Raw genomic sequence first — 18,503 nt, forward strand, 5'->3', positions numbered from 1 at the left:
ACCAACTTAATCAGACAGCCACCTCAATTGAGGTGGCTTTTTATATCATTCTGCATACGCGCTTTTACTTTGGGGCTTGAACTTCACACAAGTTCAGCCTGCGTTTGTCGTTCACGACAAACAGCCTGTCATCCATAAAGCTGACCTGAGCCTTGGCCGGTTTGATGTCACCGAGACTTTGAACCTGGGTTAGTGCCAGTTCAAAGGCGCTTTGATCCTCGGCCAGTGGATGACACTCGAAGCGATTGTTGCCCTTGGTTCTTAACCACAGCTGTGGCCCACAATTGCTGAAACGGGCGCTGCCGGGCGCCAGAAGGCGAGACGACTGCAAGAGCAGATCTTTTTCCTGACCACTGCCGAGCATTTTGGAAAGCTTGCCAAAGAGGCTGTCCGGCAGGCCATATCTGTACTCTGCCAATATTGTCTCTTGACTGTCCGCTGCAGACTGCCCCTGACAGAGGCAGAAAATCTGCCTGTCACATACCTGGATCTCTTCCAGCCAGTGTGGGCTGCCCGGCTTTAAGGCGGTGAGCTCAGGTTCGTCCGGCTCCTTGTATCTGTTGACCAAGTGACACTGATCATCCTTGATAAATAACCAGGAAATGGCTCGGCCCTTACGGGTATTGGGGGAACTCATTCGCAGCAGCAGTTGATTGTCATCCAGCGGGCAAAGCTGCAATGGCAGAAAGTGGAAGTGTTGCTGCTCCACAGTCATGGAAAGCACATCCGGATTGGCAAAGGGGTAGTGCTGCGCCTTATCTTCTGTCAGTGAATCCCAGATCCAGAGCCCGGTTTCATCCACCAAGGTGAGTTGTTGATGCCAGAGGCAGACCTGGGGATGCCCCTTAAATTGGGTGAGATCCAGCAGCAAGCCGGGGGAGTCCGCCTCGGTAGGCCAAATGGCCAGCAGCGGCTTACGCTCTGACTCGTCCCACAGAGTCAGCGCCAATAACTGCGGTGCCAGGAAGCGTGCGGCCTCCAGCAACCAGCCTTTGTGGTTGAAATCCCACTCTCTGATGATACGGCTCTTGAGTCTGTGCATGAGATCTCCGGCAATAACAGCATTGGCATTGATTGTCGCAGAAACTGTGCAATAGATCTGCTACGAAAACAGAAATTTATCGGCTTGTTTATCGGGAAACTTTGTTCTGAGCCAGGTGCTGTTCGACTGTGGGATTTGGCGGAGTTAAAAAGCTTCCGGGCACTAACGCATAGTCACGACACCGGGTTGCCGTTTGCCGGCCGCGCCAGGTAAGAGGCAAAAGGCGTTTTATGTCCTAAACTTCTTTATGCCTGCCACTCAGCCACAGAGATCCCCATGACCATGACAGATAACAAGCAGCTCGAAACGCCCACGACTCTGGATTCACTCGATTCGGCCCAATGGCTGCATATTTCGGAAACGGTAAAACTCTTGTTGTTGTCGATAGCTCAGATAGAGTTGACCCTGACTGACGGTGAACACAATGTCACCGGTTTAGGGAGTCTGTTTACCGACATGGCGGAGCAATTGCGTGAGGTGAATGCTTGGTTGGAAACTCAGGAGAATACTCCGGCCGAGATCTGCGATCATGGCCGCCATCTGGCCGGTAAGGTCAATGAAGGCATAGTGGCTTTTCAGTTCTATGATCGCCTGTCACAAAGGCTCAACCATGTGGTGACCGGGCTGGCGCTGACTGAGGAAGTTCTGCGGGATGAGCATAGTCGCACCTCGGAACATGCCTGGAAAATGTTACAGCGTACGATTAAGTCGACATACTCGCTGGACTGTGAACGCAAAATGTTTGATCTTGTGCTGCAGGGAATGCCACTACACGAGGCTTTGAGCCAGTATCAAGATGAACATCTCAAGCAAAACAACAACGATATCGAACTCTTCTGATTTTCTACGCCTGTTTATTATTTCCCTGGCCTTGGCCTGGCAACCCGCCTGGGCCGGCAAGGCCTCCTTTAGCCAATTCTGTGAAGCGCTCAATGGCCATTGGCAGGGGGATGGCGCCCAAAGCGGACAACCCCCGAAGGAGCTCAGCCTGGATGCCATCTGCAGTAAAGACAAGCGTCAGTTGTTACTCAGCGTCAGTGAAGGGGCACGCCATCCCCTGAGTGAAACCTGGTGGTTCAGAGACCAAGACCCCAGCGTGGGGCTCTGGTACTTTGATGGTGTGACCGAAGAACGCTTTCAATCCTTCACTCTTTACCATCAGGGCCGCGGATTTTCCCTGTTGGGTGAAGGGCAGTCCGGCGGACGCCCGGCGTTGATCCAACTGCTATTCGAAGCCGACAATGACGGCTGGCTCTGGCGCCAGAATTTGCACTATCTGGATGAGGACTCGGATAGCTATCAAACCTACAGAGCCATCTCACTGCAACATCGCTGATTTATTTAGCGCCGCTGAAACCCTGTTGACGCCATGCTTCATAGCTGATGATAGCCACTGCGTTGGAAAGGTTCAGGCTGCGGCTGGAGGGCACCATAGGGATCCTCAGTCTGTGCTCTGCAGCAATGCTCTGCAATATTTCCTGAGGCAGGCCGCGGCTCTCTGGGCCAAACAAGAGCACATCACCTTGCCGATACTCGAGCTCAGAATGTGGCCGGCTGCCCTTGGTGGTGCAAGCCAAAATGCGTTTGCCCGCCATGGCTGCGAGAAAGTGCGGGAAATCCGGGTAACGGTTTACTCGGGTCAGATCGCCATAATCCAGCCCGGCCCGGCGCAGTTTTTTCTCTTCCAGATCAAAACCCAAAGGCTCTATCAGGTGTAGCTCGCAGCCGTTGTTGGCGCAGAGACGGATAATGTTGCCGGTATTGGGGGCGATTTCGGGTTCATAGAGGGCGATGTGGAACACGGGTTTACCTTATTGCATGCAGATGCGGGCATTATACCATTCCGCTAAGGAGTGTACTCTCTCAGTGAGAATGCAAAGTCGCTAGAAAGTAAAAAAGCCCCTTACGGGGCTTTTTCAGGCGAGGTAATCGCTTACATCTCGTATTTGACAGTCAGGTAGAAGAAACGACCTATGTTGTCATAGCTGGCACTGCCTGCACCTGTACCAGTGGTGCTGCCTGGCAGATCACGGTCGAACACATTGTCCACCCCGAGACCGAACTCCAGTCCATTATCCATGGCATAGGTGGCATACAGGTCTGTAACACTGTATGAACCATAGCTCATAACATTGGAGTAAGGCACGTCATAGTTGGCGCGGAACTGTGGTGTATACAGATCTACCGAGTCCAGATAACGTGTCTTCCAGTTCAGGTTCCAGGCGTCGTAGCTGTAGTTCAGCACCAACTGACCTTGCCACTGTGCTTCACCCAGAGTGCCGGCATACTCTTCAAAATCGGTCGCATCATCCTGGAAAGGATACTCGTTGCGTTCAATCAGATAAGTACCCAGCAGGTTGGTGCGCAGATCGCCGCCAAATAGTGGGAAGTCATAGCCGACTTCAAAGTCGACCCCTGAAGCTTCCTGCTTGGCTACGTTCTGCACAATCTGAGTGATGTTAGTGATCTCGTGTGAGGTGGGATCACGGGTGATCAAGTCACAGTATTGGTTGTTGATACCTGTGGGTGAATCCACGCAGCGATCGATAATATTCTGTGCAGAGATATTGGCGATAGCATCTGTGATTTCAATGTTCCAGTAATCCACAGTCATCACCAGACCTTCAACGAATGAAGGCTGGAAAACCAGACCGACAGTGTAGCTGTCAGACTCTTCAGGCTCCAACTGGTCATTACCACCTGAAACTCCTTCTAGGGTGGCGCTGTCATAGTTGGAATCGAAGTCAGCCGGAATACCGAGAGCGGCACAGTTGGCTGCACGAATCGCCTGCTGATCCGGGCTCAGACCCGACAGCTCACTGGCTTTACAGCTATCATCAACACTGAAGAAGTTCTGGCCTTGGGCACCATAGTATTCACCAATGTTAGGTGCACGCAGAGCGGTAGACAGGGTTGAACGCAGACGCAGTGAATCTATGATGGTCCAGTCCAGACCCAACTTCCAGCTGGTGGCATCGCCAATAGTGGAGTAGTCGGCGTAACGGATAGCACCATCGACCGTCAGGTTCTGGATACCAGGCAGGTCTTCCAGCAGTGGTACAGAGATCTCGGCATAGATTTCTTTGACATCGAAATCGCCGCCTTCACTTTGCAGGGCGTTGAAGAAGGTGGCGCCGGTGGCGGCAAATGGATCTTCTTTACTCTTACTCTTTTCCTTGCGGTATTCGATACCGGAAGCGAAACCAACCATACCGGCAGGCAGTTCAAACAAGGCAGAGTTGGACATAGAGCCACCAATGACATACTGCTCAATCTTGGCGGTACCTTCAGTGGTAGTGCTGAACCAGTCGGCAGCTTCGCGGGTTACTGCTCCATCGCCAAACAGATTGACTGGCACACAACCTGCGGCCTGGGCATCTGCGTCACGACAGACGATTTCGCCGCTGACAGGATCGCGGATGGCATCGACTGACTGCTGGAAGTTTTCAAAGATCAGGTTGTTGTAGTTGGTACGGGTCTGCTCTGTCTGGCCATAGATGGCATAGGCTTCCATCTCCCAGTCTTCCAGTACAACGCCGTTTAGACCTATCACATACCTTTGAGTGGTACGCTCGTCATCTTCAGCGCGAGGCCCCATATCGGTCATAAAGCGGTTAACCACAACATAACCTTCTCCGGCCTGATCCATCAAAGCACCCAATTCATCAGAGATGTAGGGGTTATCACGGGTAACCAGAGTGTTGTCCGGATCGAAGAAGAAGAACGCCGGCTGCCCTGAAGTGGTGGCGTTGGTTCGGCTCCACTTGGCTTCAAAATAACCATTCAGGCTATCGGTAAAGTCGTAGTTGGCCTTGAAGTTGATGGTGGTACGATCAAACTCAGGTTGCAGCTCTTCCCACTGACGCAGGTTGATATAGTCACAGCCTTCACCGGCACAGAGTACACCGTCGGTGAATTCACCTGTTCCTACTTCGACCGGCGTGCCATCTGGCTTGAAGGTATAAACACCTGGGGTGCCACCGTAGAAGCCAACGGTACCTGCATTACTGATACCCCAATAACCGGCATTCTGGTACAGGGTCTTGTAAGTATCACTACCGGGTGGGTTGGTCAGTGAAGACCATGAGATAGCGGTTTGGTCGCGATCCAGCATCTCCAGGCGGTCTTGCTGAGCGTATTCGACCGAGATGGCGGCGTTACCACGATCGTTATCAAAGTTGGAGCCATAGGCCAGGCTAAAGCGCTGGTTATTGTAGTCGCTGTCATCGGCGATACCGGCGGCGGCTGAGGCTGTCAGTCCTTCAATCTTCTTCTTCATCTTGAAGTTAACAACACCGGTAACCGCATCGGCACCATAAATGGCCGAGGCACCACCCGTGATGATTTCAACACTCTCAACCCACTCGGTTGGAATGGTGTTGACGTCAATAGAAGAAGTACCTGGGCTACTGGCTACATGACGCTTGCCATCGACCAGTACCAGAGTCCTGGAGGCGCCCATGCCACGCATATCCAGCAAGTTCAAACCGGCAGTACCGATAGAACTTCCTGAGTTGGCCAGTGAGTAAGTGTTTGCCAGAGCTGGCAGTTCGTTGAGTGCTTCACCTATGTTCACGGCCCCTGTTTTGATCAGAGACTCGCCTGAAATTACGGTAACCGGGCTTGGTGCTATCGCACCTTCACGCAGAATACGTGAGCCTGTTACCTGGATTTTTTCAATCTGCTGCTCATTTTGTTCCTCTGCCATGGCCGGAGAGGCCACTGCCAGAGAAGCAAAACCCGTTGCTGCAAAAAGTGAAAAGCGAATGGCGTTCGCCAGCAATTTCTCTTTTAACATACCAACTCCCTATGAAATTGTTTAGATATTGTTATTTATGTTTCTTGTTGTAGCTAAACAATACTAGTATTTGTAAAAATCTCTTTCAATAGTTGATTTGCTGGTATGTTTTGCATTCGTAAATGTTAATTTACTGTATTAAATTTGTGTAATAAAAAACCCGGCAGAAGCCGGGCTTGTTTTTACTGTGTTTGGTTTAGAAGAAACCCAAGGGACTGGTGGAGTAACTCACCAGTAGATTCTTGGTATTTTGGTAGTGAGACAGCATCATTTTGTGGGTCTCCCGGCCGATACCTGACTTTTTGTATCCTCCGAAAGCGGCATGTGCCGGGTAGGCATGATAGCAGTTGATCCAGACCCGTCCTGCCTGAATCCCCCGCCCCATCCGCTGTGCCCGATTCATATCCCGGGTCCAGACGCCGGCACCCAAACCATACTGAGTGTCGTTGGCAATGCTGAGAGCTTCTGCTTCATCTTTGAAGGTGGTTACAGCAACGACTGGGCCAAAGATCTCCTCCTGAAATACCCGCATCCGGTTATGGCCACTGAGTATTGTCGGGGTAACATAATAGCCCTGACTCTGGGAGCCCGGCAGATTGTTGGCTTGACCGCCAAGCAGTACTTTGGCGCCTTCATTGCGGCCAATTTCCAGATAGCTGAGTATTTTATCAAACTGCTCCTGTGACGCTTGAGCGCCGACCTGAGTGTCGGTATCCAGCGGATCTCCCTGTTTGATACTCTGGGCTCTGGCGATGACCCGCTCGATAAATTTGTCGTAGATGGACTCCTGGATCAGTACCCGGCTGGGACAGGTGCAGACTTCACCCTGGTTGAAGAAGGCCAGCAACATGCCTTCGACCGCCTTATCCAGATAATCGTCTTCCTGTTCCAGGACATCGGCGAAATAGATGTTGGGGGATTTCCCGCCCAGCTCCACGGTCGAGGGGATCAGTGATTCGGCGGCGCACTTGAGTATGTGGTAACCCACTTCGGTTGACCCCGTGAAAGCCAACTTGGCGATGCGTTTGCTGGTGGCCAGCGCTTGACCCGCCTCGGCGCCAAAGCCGTTGACGACATTAAGCACCCCGGCAGGCAGCAGATCTTGAATCTGCTCCAGCAGTACCATGATGGAAACCGGTGTCTGCTCCGCCGGCTTGAGTACGATACAGTTGCCGGCCGCCAGTGCCGGGGCTATCTTCCAGGCCGCCATCAAGAGTGGAAAGTTCCAGGGAATGATCTGCCCAACCACACCCAAAGGTTCGGGAAAGTGATAGCTGACCGTGGTGGCATCAATATCGGCAGCGCTGCCTTCCTGCGCGCGAATACAGCCGGCAAAGTAACGGAAGTGGTCCACCAACAGGGGTAAATCGGCATTGAGGGTTTCCCTGACCGCCTTACCGTTTTCCCAGGTTTCGGCCACTGCCAGCATCTCCAACCTCTGCTCTACTCGATCGGCAATGCGCAGTAACAGATTGGCCCGTTCGGTGACTGAAGTCTTGCCCCAACTCTCTTTGGCGGCATGGGCCGCATCCAGCGCCAACTCGATATCCCGGGCGTCAGAGCGGGCGGCCTGACAGAAGACTTCGCCGGTGACCGGGGTACGGTTATCAAAGTATTGTCCGCCAACCGGCGCGAGCCACTTTCCACCAATAAAATTGTCGTACTTATCCTTGAACTGCAGCAGGGCACCCTGAGTGCCGGGTTGGGCATAAATCATGGTGAGTTTCCTCGTCTTGTTGAAAGATTTTTCTTGTATTTATCTGTTCGGCCACAGCGGCCTTGGCTCAGGTAAACGCAAAGGCCGGGCCAGTGTGAGCCTGCTTGTTCATTTATTGTGCTAACAGTATGATGAAAAACTAAATTTGCGATTGCTGTATCTTGGCGTGGTGCCGGGTACTCGAGTTGTCTATCGCGCAAACTGTGGCAAAAAGGTACACACAGGTGTACCAGAATGGAGCAGGGCTATGACACTCAAGACCCATTCCCAATCCTGGTTATCAGCTTCCTGGCAACGTTGCCAGGGGGCCGGGCTCAATCCCGCCGCCATACCCGATGAACTCAGGCTCAATACTGCTGCTCTTGATGAGCGGCGCCAGCGCCATGGCAGGCTGCTGCAAGCCGTGGAGCACAGTGCACTGCCACTGTTCAATCAACTTATGGGGCGAACCCAGAGCCGGCTCATCCTCTCGGATCCTCAAGGTTTTGTGCTGCAGCACTGGGGCGTGAGCCGCTACTCACAAAAGCTTGCCAATATTGCCCTGGATACCGGGGTCAACTGGCTGGAGCAATACAAGGGAACCAATGCCATAGCCGCGGCACTCAGCGAACGCCAGTGTGTTTCGGTTATCGGTGAGCAGCACTTTATCAAGAGCCACAGATTTATGAGTTGCACCGCCAGCCCGCTGTTTTCCCCGGACGGTGAGTTGCTGGGAGCCTTGGATGTCACCAGTGAGCAGCAAATCCATACCCCAAAGACAGCCATCTTGGTGTCCAGTTTGGCGCAGCAGTTGGAGCTGGCCTTATTGTGCCGACTCCCCGGCGCTGCTGTTCGATTGGATCTGGCGCCGCAGCAGGCCCTGTTGCATTCAGGCTGGCAAGGCGTATTAGTGCTCGACCTTGATGGACGGGTGCTGGGCGCTAACCCTATGGCAAGGCAGTTGCTCAAAGGCATCAACCTGGGCCAAATTCATCAGGCCTTGTCCCCTCAGGTATTGAGTCGGGGCAGCGGCCGCTTGCAGCAGGGATTGGTGTTCAGAACCCAGGCGTTGGAGTTACCTCAAAATACCAAGCCTGTGGTTCGAGCGAGCCAGAGCCGAGAAAGCCAGAGCAGAGAAAGCCAGAGCGGAGAAAGCAGCGCTGTTTTTAAAGAACCCAGGTTGGAGCAAGCCTGGCAGCAGGCGCGTAAGGTGTTGGCACGAAATATCCCTTTGCTGATCCTGGGGGAAACCGGAGTGGGCAAGGAGCAGTTTGTCAAACAGCTGCATGTGCAAAGTCCCAGGCACCAGCAGCCTTTTGTGGCGGTCAACTGCGCCGCGATCCCGGCGGAGCTGGTGGAATCAGAGCTGTTTGGTTATCAGGCGGGTGCTTTTACCGGAGCTTCCAGGCAGGGATATGTCGGCAAAATACGTCAGGCGCACCAGGGCTCCCTGTTTCTGGATGAAATAGGCGAGATGCCCCTAGCGGCCCAGAGCCGTTTGCTTAGGGTGTTGCAGGAGCGCGAGGTGGTGCCCATTGGCAGTAATCAGGCACACAGCGTCGACATTCAAGTGATTGCCGCCACTCATATGGACTTACCAGCATTGGTGCAGCAGGGGGCCTTTCGCGCCGATCTCTATTACCGGCTCAATGGCTTGCAGGTCACACTGCCTGCATTGCGCCAGCGAAGCGACCTGCGGCGTCTGATCCACAAATTGCACCAGCGCTATCGAGTTCGGCCCCAGAGCCTGTGTCCTGTGCTGGAGCAGCGATTGCTGCAATATCATTGGCCGGGAAACCTACGGGAGCTGGATAACCTGATGCAGGTAGCCTGTTTGATGGCCGAAGAGTTCCCTGAACTCAACTGGCAAACGCTGCCTGAGAGCCTGCAGCAGACCTTGGGTACTGCAGAAGAGGCGATGGCCGGCTTGGCACCCGCGCCGGGCAACAATCTGCACAGCCAAATGCAGATGCAAATTCGCGACACCTGGCTGGCCTGCAATGGTAACGTCAGTGAAGCGGCACGCCGTTTGGGGATTAGTCGCAACACCCTATACCGTAAGCTTAAGGCGTTGGCGCTGAAGTAGTTTTAGATGTTGGTATTTTGTTAGTAAGCTCGCAGTGGTACAGTCAATGATTGAGGCCGAGGCAACAGATTTCGATTATTGAGTGTGAACCAAGCCGCGAAATAGCCCATGAGTTGCACGCCTCGACACTCTGCGAATTATCCGATGTCTCGGCGGTGGTTTTTCCACTAGTCTTGAATCCATATTTTCAACAGCAGGAGCGGTAATCATGTTTAAGGCACTCGTATTGACCCAAAACGATAAACGGACCCAAGCCCAGATAACCCAATTGGAGGACAGCGATCTGCCTGAGGGGGATGTCCTGGTCGATGTTGCCTACAGCTCACTGAACTACAAAGACGGCCTGGCGGTGACCGGGCTTGGCAAGATTATTCGTCAATTCCCCATGGTACCGGGTATTGACTTTGCCGGTGTGGTGCGAGAGTCGGCCCATCCGGATTATGAACCAGGTGATGAGGTTATCCTCACTGGCTGGGGTGTTGGCGAAAACTATTGGGGCGGTATGGCCGAGAGTGCCAGAGTCAAGGGTGACTGGCTGGTGCCTATGCCACTGGGCTGCACAGCCGCCAAGTCGATGATGATAGGCACCGCTGGCCTCACGGCCATGCTGTGTGTACAAGCGCTGCAGCAAGCTGGGATCAAACCGGAAGATGGTGAGGTGTTGGTAACAGGTGCCAGTGGTGGGGTCGGCTCGGTGGCCGTGACGCTGCTCGCCAAACTCGGCTTTAAGGTTGTCGCCAGTACAGGGCGCCTGGAGCAGAATGCGGCTTGGCTCAAGCAGCTTGGCGCCAGCGATTTAATTGAGCGCAGCGAGCTTGAGCAGGATGCCAGACCATTGGATAAACAGCGCTGGGCCGCCGTAGTGGATACCGTAGGGAACAAGGTGCTGGCCAGCGCCTTGTCACAACTGAATTATGGTGGGGTCGCCGCGATTTGTGGCCTGGCGGGTGGCTTTGCCCTGCCAACCACGGTAATGCCCTTTATTCTTCGTGGCGTCAGCCTACTGGGAATAGACTCGGTGCAGTGCCCGGCCGCCAAACGCCGCGCTGCCTGGGAGCAGATAGTGGCTTTGCTGCCTGAGAGTTACTATCAAGCGGCTTGCCATGAAATCACTCTGGAGCAGGTCCCCGAGGCCGCAGCGCAAATCGTTAAAGGTGAAATCAGCGGCCGCACTCTGATTAAAGTCGGCTGATACTCGCCTAAAGGGGCCTCTGGGCCCCCAACAGTTTGTTGTGACTTGTCCTGAATACAGTTAGGCCCCAACAATACGGCTCCACCCCAGCTTTTCTGTTGATATTCCCTCTTATTGAGTCGGTGCTTGGCTAACTTTGACTTCGATTAGCTTTTGAGCTAGGGAAAGAGCTAAAGTCATAGCGGTTTATCTGTCGCTCTCATTTCCCCCTGATTTCTTACCTGTCTTGTGGGCTGTGGCGAAGTTTGGAAACCATTCCAAAAAATGTCACTTGTCCAGCTTTGCAGTTAAAACCCAAGCCAGATGTCATTTTTAAATGTTGCCCTTTTGTTTAAAAAGCAACTGACGCTTAACTCCCGTTTTGGAATTGATTCCATCCCTAAGATGTCAGTGTCGATTAAAACGAAAAAGGTGATGACAGATGAGCAAAGTAGATCTGCTGGGACGCCGTAACTTTATTAAGGGCGTTGGCGCCGCTGCCGGAGTTGCCGTGGCTGCTCCCGTGTTGGCTGTATCGGAAAAAGCCACGGGTGTGAGTTGGGATAAAGAAGTTGAAGTGCTGATTATCGGTTCAGGGTTTGCCGGTTTGGCAGCGGCCATTGAAGCTACCCGCAAAGGCGCCAAAGATGTGCATATCTTTGAAAAAATGCCTTATTTCGGTGGTAACTCTGCCATTAACGGTGGCTTGTTCGCCGCACCGGGTACACCTATGCAGCAACAGGAAGGTGTCAAGGATTCAGTAGAACAGATGGTTGCCGATCAGTTGAAATCGGGCCGGGGTATCGCCGATGAGGAACTGCTGCGTCATGTGGCTTCACACGCGGTGGAAGCCTTGCAGATGACCCTGGATGCCGGCGCCGAATACCATCCTTACCTGCAACAATTGGGTGGTCACTCGGTTGCCCGTACTTATCAAACCGCGGTCAGTTGCGGCGCAGGTATTACCCAGCCTTTGTATAAAGAGTGCCAGCGTATCGGAGTCAAGACCCATAACCGCTCCAAGTTTGAGGGCTTTGTCCTCGGCAAGGATGGTCGCGTCGAAGGGGTGAAGATGCGTCAGGGTTATTACTTCGGCGAAGAGGACTCTGGCAATTTGGTGTATATCAAGTCCAAGCGTGGTGTCTTGATGGCAACCGGTGGCTTTGCCCAGAATATCGGCCTGCGAATGGCGCAGGATCCGACTCTGACCCATGAAGTGGGTTGTACCAATACTCCCGGCGCCACAGGTGAAGGTATGTTGGAGATGTTCCGCCTCGGCGCTGTGCCTGTGCATCTGGCACATATTCAGTCCGGGCCCTGGGCCTCTCCCGATGAGGGCGGTTTTGGTTATGTTTCCAACTATTCCATCTTCAACTTCCCTCATTCAATTGCGATTAACCGCATGACGGGTAAGCGCTTTATGAATGAAATTGCCGACCGCAAGACCCGCGCCGATGCTGAGTTGGCCTGTCGCGACGCCAAGGGAGAACCGCTGCCACCTATCTTGATCACCAGCTACAAGGACTCCAAACAGCACCCCAATACCGCCAAGGTGCTCAAATACAATGTGGGTTGGAAGTTTGACTCACTGGAGGCACTGGCCAAGCACTTTGAGGTGCCTTTGAAACCACTCAAGGCACAAATCGAAGAGTACAACCGCTATGTCAATAGCGGTGAAGACAAGCAGTTTGGCAAGAACATGACCAAGGCAAAAGATAAGTATATTGAAGCGCCTTTCACTGTGGTGCGTCTATGGCCCAAGGTGCACTACTGCCAGGGCGGAGTCCAGGTGAACACCAAGGCTGAAGTCAAAGACAGCCTCACAGGTAAGCCGGTTGCCGGACTCTATGCCGCAGGGGAAGTCTGTGGCGGCATCCATGGCGTTAGCCGCCTGGGAAGCTGCTCTATCCCCGAATGTATGGTGATGGGTATGACTGCGGCCCGCAGCATGATGCAAGCCTGAATTGAACGGTGAGAGAGGACTCAATAATGAAGAAAGCAAACTTAGTATGGGCACTGCTGTTGGCAGGGCTAACTTCGGTATCGGTTCATGCCGTTCAGCAGCGCGATTATCACAAGGCAGTGATAGGCAAGGATTGTAAGGTATGCCACGACCAAGGGCTTAAGCAGTACCCTTCAGATGGTGCCTGCCTGAAGTGCCACGATGTCGATGAGCTGGCAAAAAAGACAGCCCGCAGTGGTGAGGACAGATGGCAAAATCCCCATGACAACTTGCATTATGGTAAAGACCTGCCTTGTGTTGAGTGTCATGGTGAACACCAGCCTAAAAAACCTCTGTGCAGTAATTGCCATACCTTTAAATACGATAAACATAAGGAATAATGAAAGGGTTTATATGCTGCCTCAAGTTTCCTCCACCGGCAGCATGACCCGTAAATATCTTTGATTAAAATAGTCCCTGCAATTGCTGTTTTAATTCAATGATAGGCTCACTTGATCACAAGTGGGCCTTTTTTGTTTGCTGGCTCACAACTCTTTTTCATTCTGTTATCTTTTTTGTTGCCTGTGTTCAGACAACATTTTTGGAATGGATTCCAAGTATATGCTTCGCCTGATATTTACTCTAAATATAATTGAGGTTCCAGGTGATGAATAAGAAACTAATATTAATTTCACTGCTGATTTCCAATACAGCGATGGCAGAAAAGTTGCCGGATTTTTTAGACCCGGCTGATATTGAAAATGCAAGCTTTGTTTGTTTGGGTGAAACGCCAGAGTATTCCAAACAAGATCAAAAGTATGTCGATATTCTCTGGGATGAAACCTTGCGTTATTTAAATGGCTTTGCCCAGGCGCTCACCAATGGCGAGCAAGCTCATTGCCTGAACTCGGATGAGGCTATTTACGACACCAGCGCCGGTGGACAAAAGTTCTGCGTAATGGATCGCCGCGATATGCAGCTGATGGTGAAAAATATCTATCAGGTATTACACAATCCCCAAAGTGCCAAAACTTGTTTCGGGGCTCGCCGTGATGTCAATTGGATCTACAGCCCAGGTGGGGAACTGGAGCAAAAATCCCCGGTGGCTCAGTGGGCGAAACGCATGAGTTTTAATGAATTCTTCAAGCAGAAAGTCACCAATAAACAGGTGCAAAAGCAGGGAAAAATCTTTACTGATAACTTCTACAAAATGGTCACAGGTGATGAGGTGAAGATGCCATCGGCTTTCCCCTATGACATCAGCGCCAACGCCTTGCCCAACTTGTGGGCCGCTGCCGGTTGGTTCCCCATGTATGCCGAAGAAAGCAAGCGCAATGACAAGAACTTCAATAATGTTCGTGGCGGTTATGCTTATGCAGAGATCTTCGGTCACTGGGGACTACTGAGAATTGACAGCATCAATGGTGAGAAAGTCGGCGCCGAAGTAGGTATGACAGTACAGTCGGTCGATACTCTTTACCCGTTTCACAACCATGCCATTTCTGAAATGTACTACAACATGAGGCTGCCGGCTTGCACCAATCAGTTCAAGAGCCTGGCAGTCAAAGCCGATTCACCTTTGTTGGAAACTGTAAAAGAGAATGACAAGATGCGCCGGGTCCGCTTCGATGCCGGGCAACCCAATGTCGATGCCATGTGGCTTTCCGGCAGCAGCGAACGCGATCCCCTGTTGTATTTTCACCAGAACACCATCCATGCCTTCGATGTTGATGGCAGCTGTGAAGCCAAGCCGGAAGAGAGAGCGATAGTCTCGGTTTGGGCCAGAAGCAATGCCCACGACACACGCAATGACTATGGTACAACACTCTTGTGTGAATCAGCGCAGCAGCCGGGCACACCGGCCAAAAAGGGCGAAACCATTCAATGCGATCTGAGTAAGCTCAAGTGGTAGTTAATCAAGATGAAAGCCGGCATTGAGTCGGCTTTCATCTTATTCTACGGTGGTGTTTCTGTTTTTGAGATTGGCCTTCAACAGGGCGATGAGTTGATTGCAGGCTTCAGTCTGGCTCTCCGGATTGAGATAGAGAGATTCATTAAACACGGGCAAGGGAGGGAGATCATGCTCTATGGGATCGAGGATCTGCATCTTGTCGTTGATCCTGAATTCGGCAATCGGAGCTATGCTCAAATCATTTTCAACCGCCATGCACAAGGCTTGGGGTGAGGGGGTAGAAAGCAGCACATTGATGGGCCGCATCGACAGTTGGTGGTTGGCAAACACCTGAGCTCTGATGGGGCAGTTTTCCGGGTAAAGTGCCATGGGAATCGTTTCCCGTTTATGAGCACTGCCGTTCTTGGCGGCCACCCAATGAAAACGTCGTTCGAACAGGAGCTCTCCCTGCACCGGAGGCTGCCAATGGGTCGCCACTATCAGGTCGAATTCCCCTTGATGCAACCGCTTATACAGATTGCCGCTGACATCTGTGTCTATGACCAACTCAATACAGGTGAACTCACGGACAAATTCCAGCAGGCAGTTGTCCAGATAATAGGTAATATAATCTGTGGGAACGCCAAGGCGAATCACTTCGCGATTCTGGCAGTCTTTCAGCTCATCCAGGGCCTGGGTGTTGAGTTGCATCATCTTATAGGCGTAGTTGAGCAGGGTATTGCCGGATTCGGTCAGCACCACGCCTCGATTGTCTCGGAGCAACAGCGGTTGACCGACACTTTCTTCCAGCTTTTTGATCTGTAAGCTCAATGCCGACGGGGTACGACAGATTTTTTCTGCAGCCTTGGATAAATTGCCGCATTCGGCCACAGCAATAAAACTCTCGAGCAATTCTATTTTTAACATTGGCTATTGGCGTGACTCATAATGGTATCAGTATTACTCAATATCGCAGTCGCAGAAAGCTTGTTACTATTTTATTGTGAAGTTGGGAGAGTTTGTATTTAAGCTTTGCTCAGGAGTGGCCAATGGGAAAATGGGAACGACGGGGAAACTATTTGGTTGAAGTGGCGCAACGTTGTTTAAGAGGACAGAAGACTTTTGGTTTATGTCGTTCTCATCTTGTTGAAGCCAGCCAAATATCCAAAGGCACTGTATATAATCATTTCACTACAGAAGCCGATCTCATGGTGGCAGTAGCTTGCAGTGAATATGAGTATTGGCTCAAGCAGGCCAAACAGGATGAAATACAATATAAAGACCCTCTGGAAAGGTTTATATTTCATCATTGTCAGCGGCTCTATGAAGTCTTGTCGACAAATAAATTTGTCATTGAGCGGATAATGCCGAATCAAGCTCTGTTGTTGTTGGCGACCGAGTTTTATCGGCATGGCTGTGAAAGACGTTTCGATGAATATATGCAGTGGAATGCCAAGACCATTTCCGCTGTGGGAGAGGTGCCAGGATTCGATCGGGTCGAGCTGGTGATGAGTTATCTGCGTGGCGCCATGATCAATACCGACGATGCCTGCAAGGCCCACGACGACCCGCAGCTCTATTACCAGTTCAGTTATGCGCTGATCCATCTGATGGGGCACTCAGATAAGCGCAGCCCCTCCAAGCAACAGTTTGCCGCCTGGCTAAGCCGCCAACCCAGTCTGGAGTATGAGCCTGAAGGTCTCAGTCGCGTGGTAAATGGATGACGACCTCAAGCCCACCTTGGGCGCGATTGCTTGCCTGGATATTGCCGCCGTGGGCTTGCACTGCGGCATCGGCAATGGCCAATCCCAGCCCCCAACCGCCACTCTCTCTTTCCCTGGCTGAATGCGGTCGATAGAAGGGCTTGAAAATAGCCTCCAACTCAGACTCCTCAATACCCGGGCCGTCGTCAGTAATGCTTATCTCTACCCATGGCCCCTTGGCCTCGGCGCAGATATTTACCTGGGTACGGCAGTAGCGGATGGCGTTGCGCAGCAGGTTTTCAATCGCCCGTGACAGCGGTCTTGGGTAGATGGGCAGCTCCAGTTCTTCCGGTATCAGGATGCTGAGTTCCTTTTGCTGCTGTTCGGCTTCAAATTCGGCATCGTCCAGTACCTGGCTCAGTGATTCGGCCAACCCCACCTTCAGCTTGTTGTCCTGTGCCTTGAGCTTCACCCGGGAAAGCTCCAGCAGCTCGGCAATCATTTTTTCCAGTTGGTCGGCCTCATAGGCGATACGTTCGGCTTCATCTCCGGCCATCCCCTTCTTGCGCGCCAGGGCCAGTGCCAATTGCAGCCTGGTCAACGGAGTTCGCAGCTCATGGGAGATGTCGCTTATCAGTCGCTGCTGATTATTGACCATGGTTTCGATGGCGGCCGCCATGCTGTTGAAGGCCTGGGCCAGTTCGCCGATTTCGTCGTGACGTCCGGCCGTGGCATCGTCGACCCGGCTGTTCAATTGCCCCAGCGCCAGAGCGTTGGCACTCTGTTTCAACGAACGCAGCGGCTTGCCCAGGTGCCAGGCCAACAAACCACAGAGCAACCCTGAAAGCAGAATCGCCAGCGACAATGTCAGTAACTTGTGTTCAATAAAGAAAAAGAACCAGGGCATGGGGTGGTGATCCGGCAACCGGCCATAAAGGGCATAGGGGGTGCCGTTAACCTTAAAATCGAACGGGCCGAATATCAGTTCATCGCGAAACTGGTGTGAAATGGGTGCGTTGGCTTCCTCCGCCATCAACATAAAGCGGCGCATGCCTTTGGACACTCTGTGAGTGTTGATTATCTGTCCCTGCTCATTGACCAGATAGATGCGAATTGGCTTGCCTTCCATGCTGCGTCTGCGCTCCCAATGGTGCAGAAAGCGGCCATTCAACTTGGCCGGTTCCTGTTGCAGCTCATCGGCGACCTGAGACAAGACCTCCCGCAGTTTAGGCGGCATTGGGGCCCTGTCATGGTTTTGCTGCAGCAGCGGCAGCATGCCAACAGCAAGAATGATCAGGCTGCTGCAGAGCCAAAAGCCCAGCAGCAGTTTGATAAAGAGGCGATTGGGCAGGGAAAATGACTTCATCAAGGGATCCAGATATAGCCTTTGCCACGTATGGTCTTGACCCTGGGACGACCGTCGCTGCGTTCCGGCAGTTTCTTGCGCAGGTTGGAAAGGTGCATGTCCAGGCTGCGATCAAAGGGCATCAGTTTTTTGCCAAGCACGGTTTCACTCAGTTCGTCTTTACCTATCAGTTCTCCGGCCTGATTGGCCAGGGTGTAGAGCAGGCTGAACTCAGTGCCGGTCAGCAGCAATAACTGTTCATTGCAATAGGCTTCCTGACGGGCGGAGTCCAGGCTGAGATCGCCTATGGTTTGAATACCGCTCTGGGGAATGTCCTGCGGGGTGATATTGGCGCGGCGTATGATGGCGCGGATCCTGGCTACCAGTTCCCTGTCATTGAAAGGCTTGGGCAGATAGTCGTCTGCGCCTATCTCCAGGCCAACCACTCTGTCTATCTCATCACCGCGGGCGGTAAGCATAAGCACAGGGGTTTGTTTCTTGCCACGCAGTTCCCTGAGCACTTCGAAGCCATTGAGCTTGGGCAGCATCACATCCAGCAGGATCAGGTCGTAATCATTGGCAATCGCCAGTTCCAGGCCGCTCTGACCATCATGGGCCAGTGTCAGCTCAAAGCCTTCCAGCTCCAGTAATTGCCCCAAGAGTTCGGCCAGGCCCAGGTCATCGTCTATCAATAAAATTCGGCTCATTTATACGCCTCACACAATTTCTCTCTGCCGAGTATACCCGCTTTTGAGTCAACTGCGGTTTAGCTGTGTAAGTCTGGGTAAAGATACGGATCTTCAACCAGGATAACCAAGCTTTACAGTGC

Annotated in this window: 15 protein-coding genes; 8 read left to right on the forward strand and 7 right to left on the reverse strand. The window is 52.4% G+C overall.

What is annotated here, in order from left to right; translation table 11 throughout:
- Positions 1 to 64: 64 nt before the first annotated feature.
- A complete protein-coding gene (locus tag HCX89_RS07930; protein ID WP_144218609.1) occupies positions 65 to 1,042 on the reverse strand; it encodes a hypothetical protein in 978 nt (325 codons plus the stop codon).
- 276 nt (positions 1,043 to 1,318) lie between these two features.
- Between HCX89_RS07930 and HCX89_RS07935 the strand changes: the two genes are divergently transcribed.
- Entirely contained in the window at positions 1,319 to 1,882 is a 564-nt protein-coding gene (locus HCX89_RS07935; protein WP_129979781.1) for a hypothetical protein, read from the forward strand.
- A complete protein-coding gene (locus tag HCX89_RS07940) occupies positions 1,839 to 2,378 on the forward strand; it encodes a hypothetical protein (RefSeq protein ID WP_167715614.1) in 540 nt (179 codons plus the stop codon). Before HCX89_RS07935 ends, HCX89_RS07940 begins: the two co-directional genes overlap by 44 nt.
- A gap of 1 nt (position 2,379) precedes the next feature.
- On the opposite strand, the gene HCX89_RS07945 is transcribed toward HCX89_RS07940, so the two are convergent.
- The 3 genes from HCX89_RS07945 to HCX89_RS07955 all read right to left on the reverse strand — a co-directional run bounded on the left by HCX89_RS07945 (position 2,380) and on the right by HCX89_RS07955 (position 7,557).
- Positions 2,380 to 2,844 (reverse strand): tRNA (cytidine(34)-2'-O)-methyltransferase, encoded by a 465-nt coding sequence (locus tag HCX89_RS07945; protein WP_025010760.1) that lies wholly within the window; start codon positions 2,842 to 2,844, stop codon positions 2,380 to 2,382.
- A gap of 131 nt (positions 2,845 to 2,975) precedes the next feature.
- The gene (locus tag HCX89_RS07950) at positions 2,976 to 5,840 is read right to left on the reverse strand and encodes a TonB-dependent siderophore receptor (protein WP_025010761.1); all 2,865 of its coding nucleotides are present in this window, start codon (positions 5,838 to 5,840) and stop codon (positions 2,976 to 2,978) included.
- A gap of 196 nt (positions 5,841 to 6,036) precedes the next feature.
- Complete coding sequence (locus HCX89_RS07955) at positions 6,037 to 7,557, reverse strand: aldehyde dehydrogenase family protein (RefSeq protein ID WP_071238011.1); 1,521 nt, start codon at positions 7,555 to 7,557, stop codon at positions 6,037 to 6,039.
- 247 nt (positions 7,558 to 7,804) lie between these two features.
- Here HCX89_RS07955 and HCX89_RS07960 point away from each other — a divergent pair, with 247 nt between their 5' ends.
- The 5 genes from HCX89_RS07960 (at position 7,805) to HCX89_RS07980 (ending at position 14,647) form a co-directional block, all read left to right on the forward strand.
- Positions 7,805 to 9,622, forward strand: coding sequence for a sigma-54-dependent Fis family transcriptional regulator (locus tag HCX89_RS07960; protein ID WP_167715616.1), 1,818 nt, complete (start codon positions 7,805 to 7,807; stop codon positions 9,620 to 9,622).
- A 208-nt stretch (positions 9,623 to 9,830) separates the two neighbouring features.
- On the forward strand, positions 9,831 to 10,814 hold the full coding sequence (locus HCX89_RS07965; protein WP_167715618.1) for an MDR family oxidoreductase: 984 nt from the start codon (positions 9,831 to 9,833) through the stop codon (positions 10,812 to 10,814).
- A gap of 421 nt (positions 10,815 to 11,235) precedes the next feature.
- Positions 11,236 to 12,756 (forward strand): flavocytochrome c, encoded by a 1,521-nt coding sequence (locus tag HCX89_RS07970; RefSeq protein ID WP_167715621.1) that lies wholly within the window; start codon positions 11,236 to 11,238, stop codon positions 12,754 to 12,756.
- Between the two features lie 26 nt (positions 12,757 to 12,782).
- Complete coding sequence (locus tag HCX89_RS07975; RefSeq protein ID WP_044735439.1) at positions 12,783 to 13,136, forward strand: cytochrome c3 family protein; 354 nt, start codon at positions 12,783 to 12,785, stop codon at positions 13,134 to 13,136.
- Between the two features lie 266 nt (positions 13,137 to 13,402).
- Positions 13,403 to 14,647 carry a hypothetical protein gene (locus HCX89_RS07980; RefSeq protein WP_167715623.1) on the forward strand — a complete coding sequence of 415 codons (1,245 nt, stop codon included), beginning with the start codon at positions 13,403 to 13,405 and terminating at the stop codon, positions 14,645 to 14,647.
- 39 nt (positions 14,648 to 14,686) lie between these two features.
- Here HCX89_RS07980 and HCX89_RS07985 read toward each other — a convergent pair whose 3' ends face one another.
- The gene (locus tag HCX89_RS07985; RefSeq protein ID WP_167715625.1) at positions 14,687 to 15,553 is read right to left on the reverse strand and encodes a LysR family transcriptional regulator; all 867 of its coding nucleotides are present in this window, start codon (positions 15,551 to 15,553) and stop codon (positions 14,687 to 14,689) included.
- A gap of 122 nt (positions 15,554 to 15,675) precedes the next feature.
- On the opposite strand from HCX89_RS07985, the gene HCX89_RS07990 reads away from it, so the two are divergent.
- A complete protein-coding gene (locus HCX89_RS07990) occupies positions 15,676 to 16,350 on the forward strand; it encodes a TetR/AcrR family transcriptional regulator (protein ID WP_044735437.1) in 675 nt (224 codons plus the stop codon).
- On the opposite strand, the gene HCX89_RS07995 is transcribed toward HCX89_RS07990, so the two are convergent.
- Both HCX89_RS07995 and HCX89_RS08000 read right to left on the reverse strand, forming a co-directional pair.
- Positions 16,328 to 17,695: an ATP-binding protein gene (locus tag HCX89_RS07995; RefSeq protein WP_096142111.1), complete on the reverse strand. Its 1,368-nt coding sequence runs from the start codon at positions 17,693 to 17,695 to the stop codon at positions 16,328 to 16,330. The two genes, HCX89_RS07990 and HCX89_RS07995, sit on opposite strands and share 23 nt — an antisense overlap.
- Complete coding sequence (locus tag HCX89_RS08000) at positions 17,695 to 18,381, reverse strand: response regulator (protein ID WP_025010769.1); 687 nt, start codon at positions 18,379 to 18,381, stop codon at positions 17,695 to 17,697. Before HCX89_RS08000 ends, HCX89_RS07995 begins: the two co-directional genes overlap by 1 nt.
- Between the last annotated feature and the right edge of the window lie 122 nt (positions 18,382 to 18,503).

It is taken from the genome of Shewanella sp. Iso12, from assembly GCF_012030025.1.
Taxonomy (GTDB): Bacteria; Pseudomonadota; Gammaproteobacteria; order Enterobacterales; family Shewanellaceae; genus Shewanella; species Shewanella algae.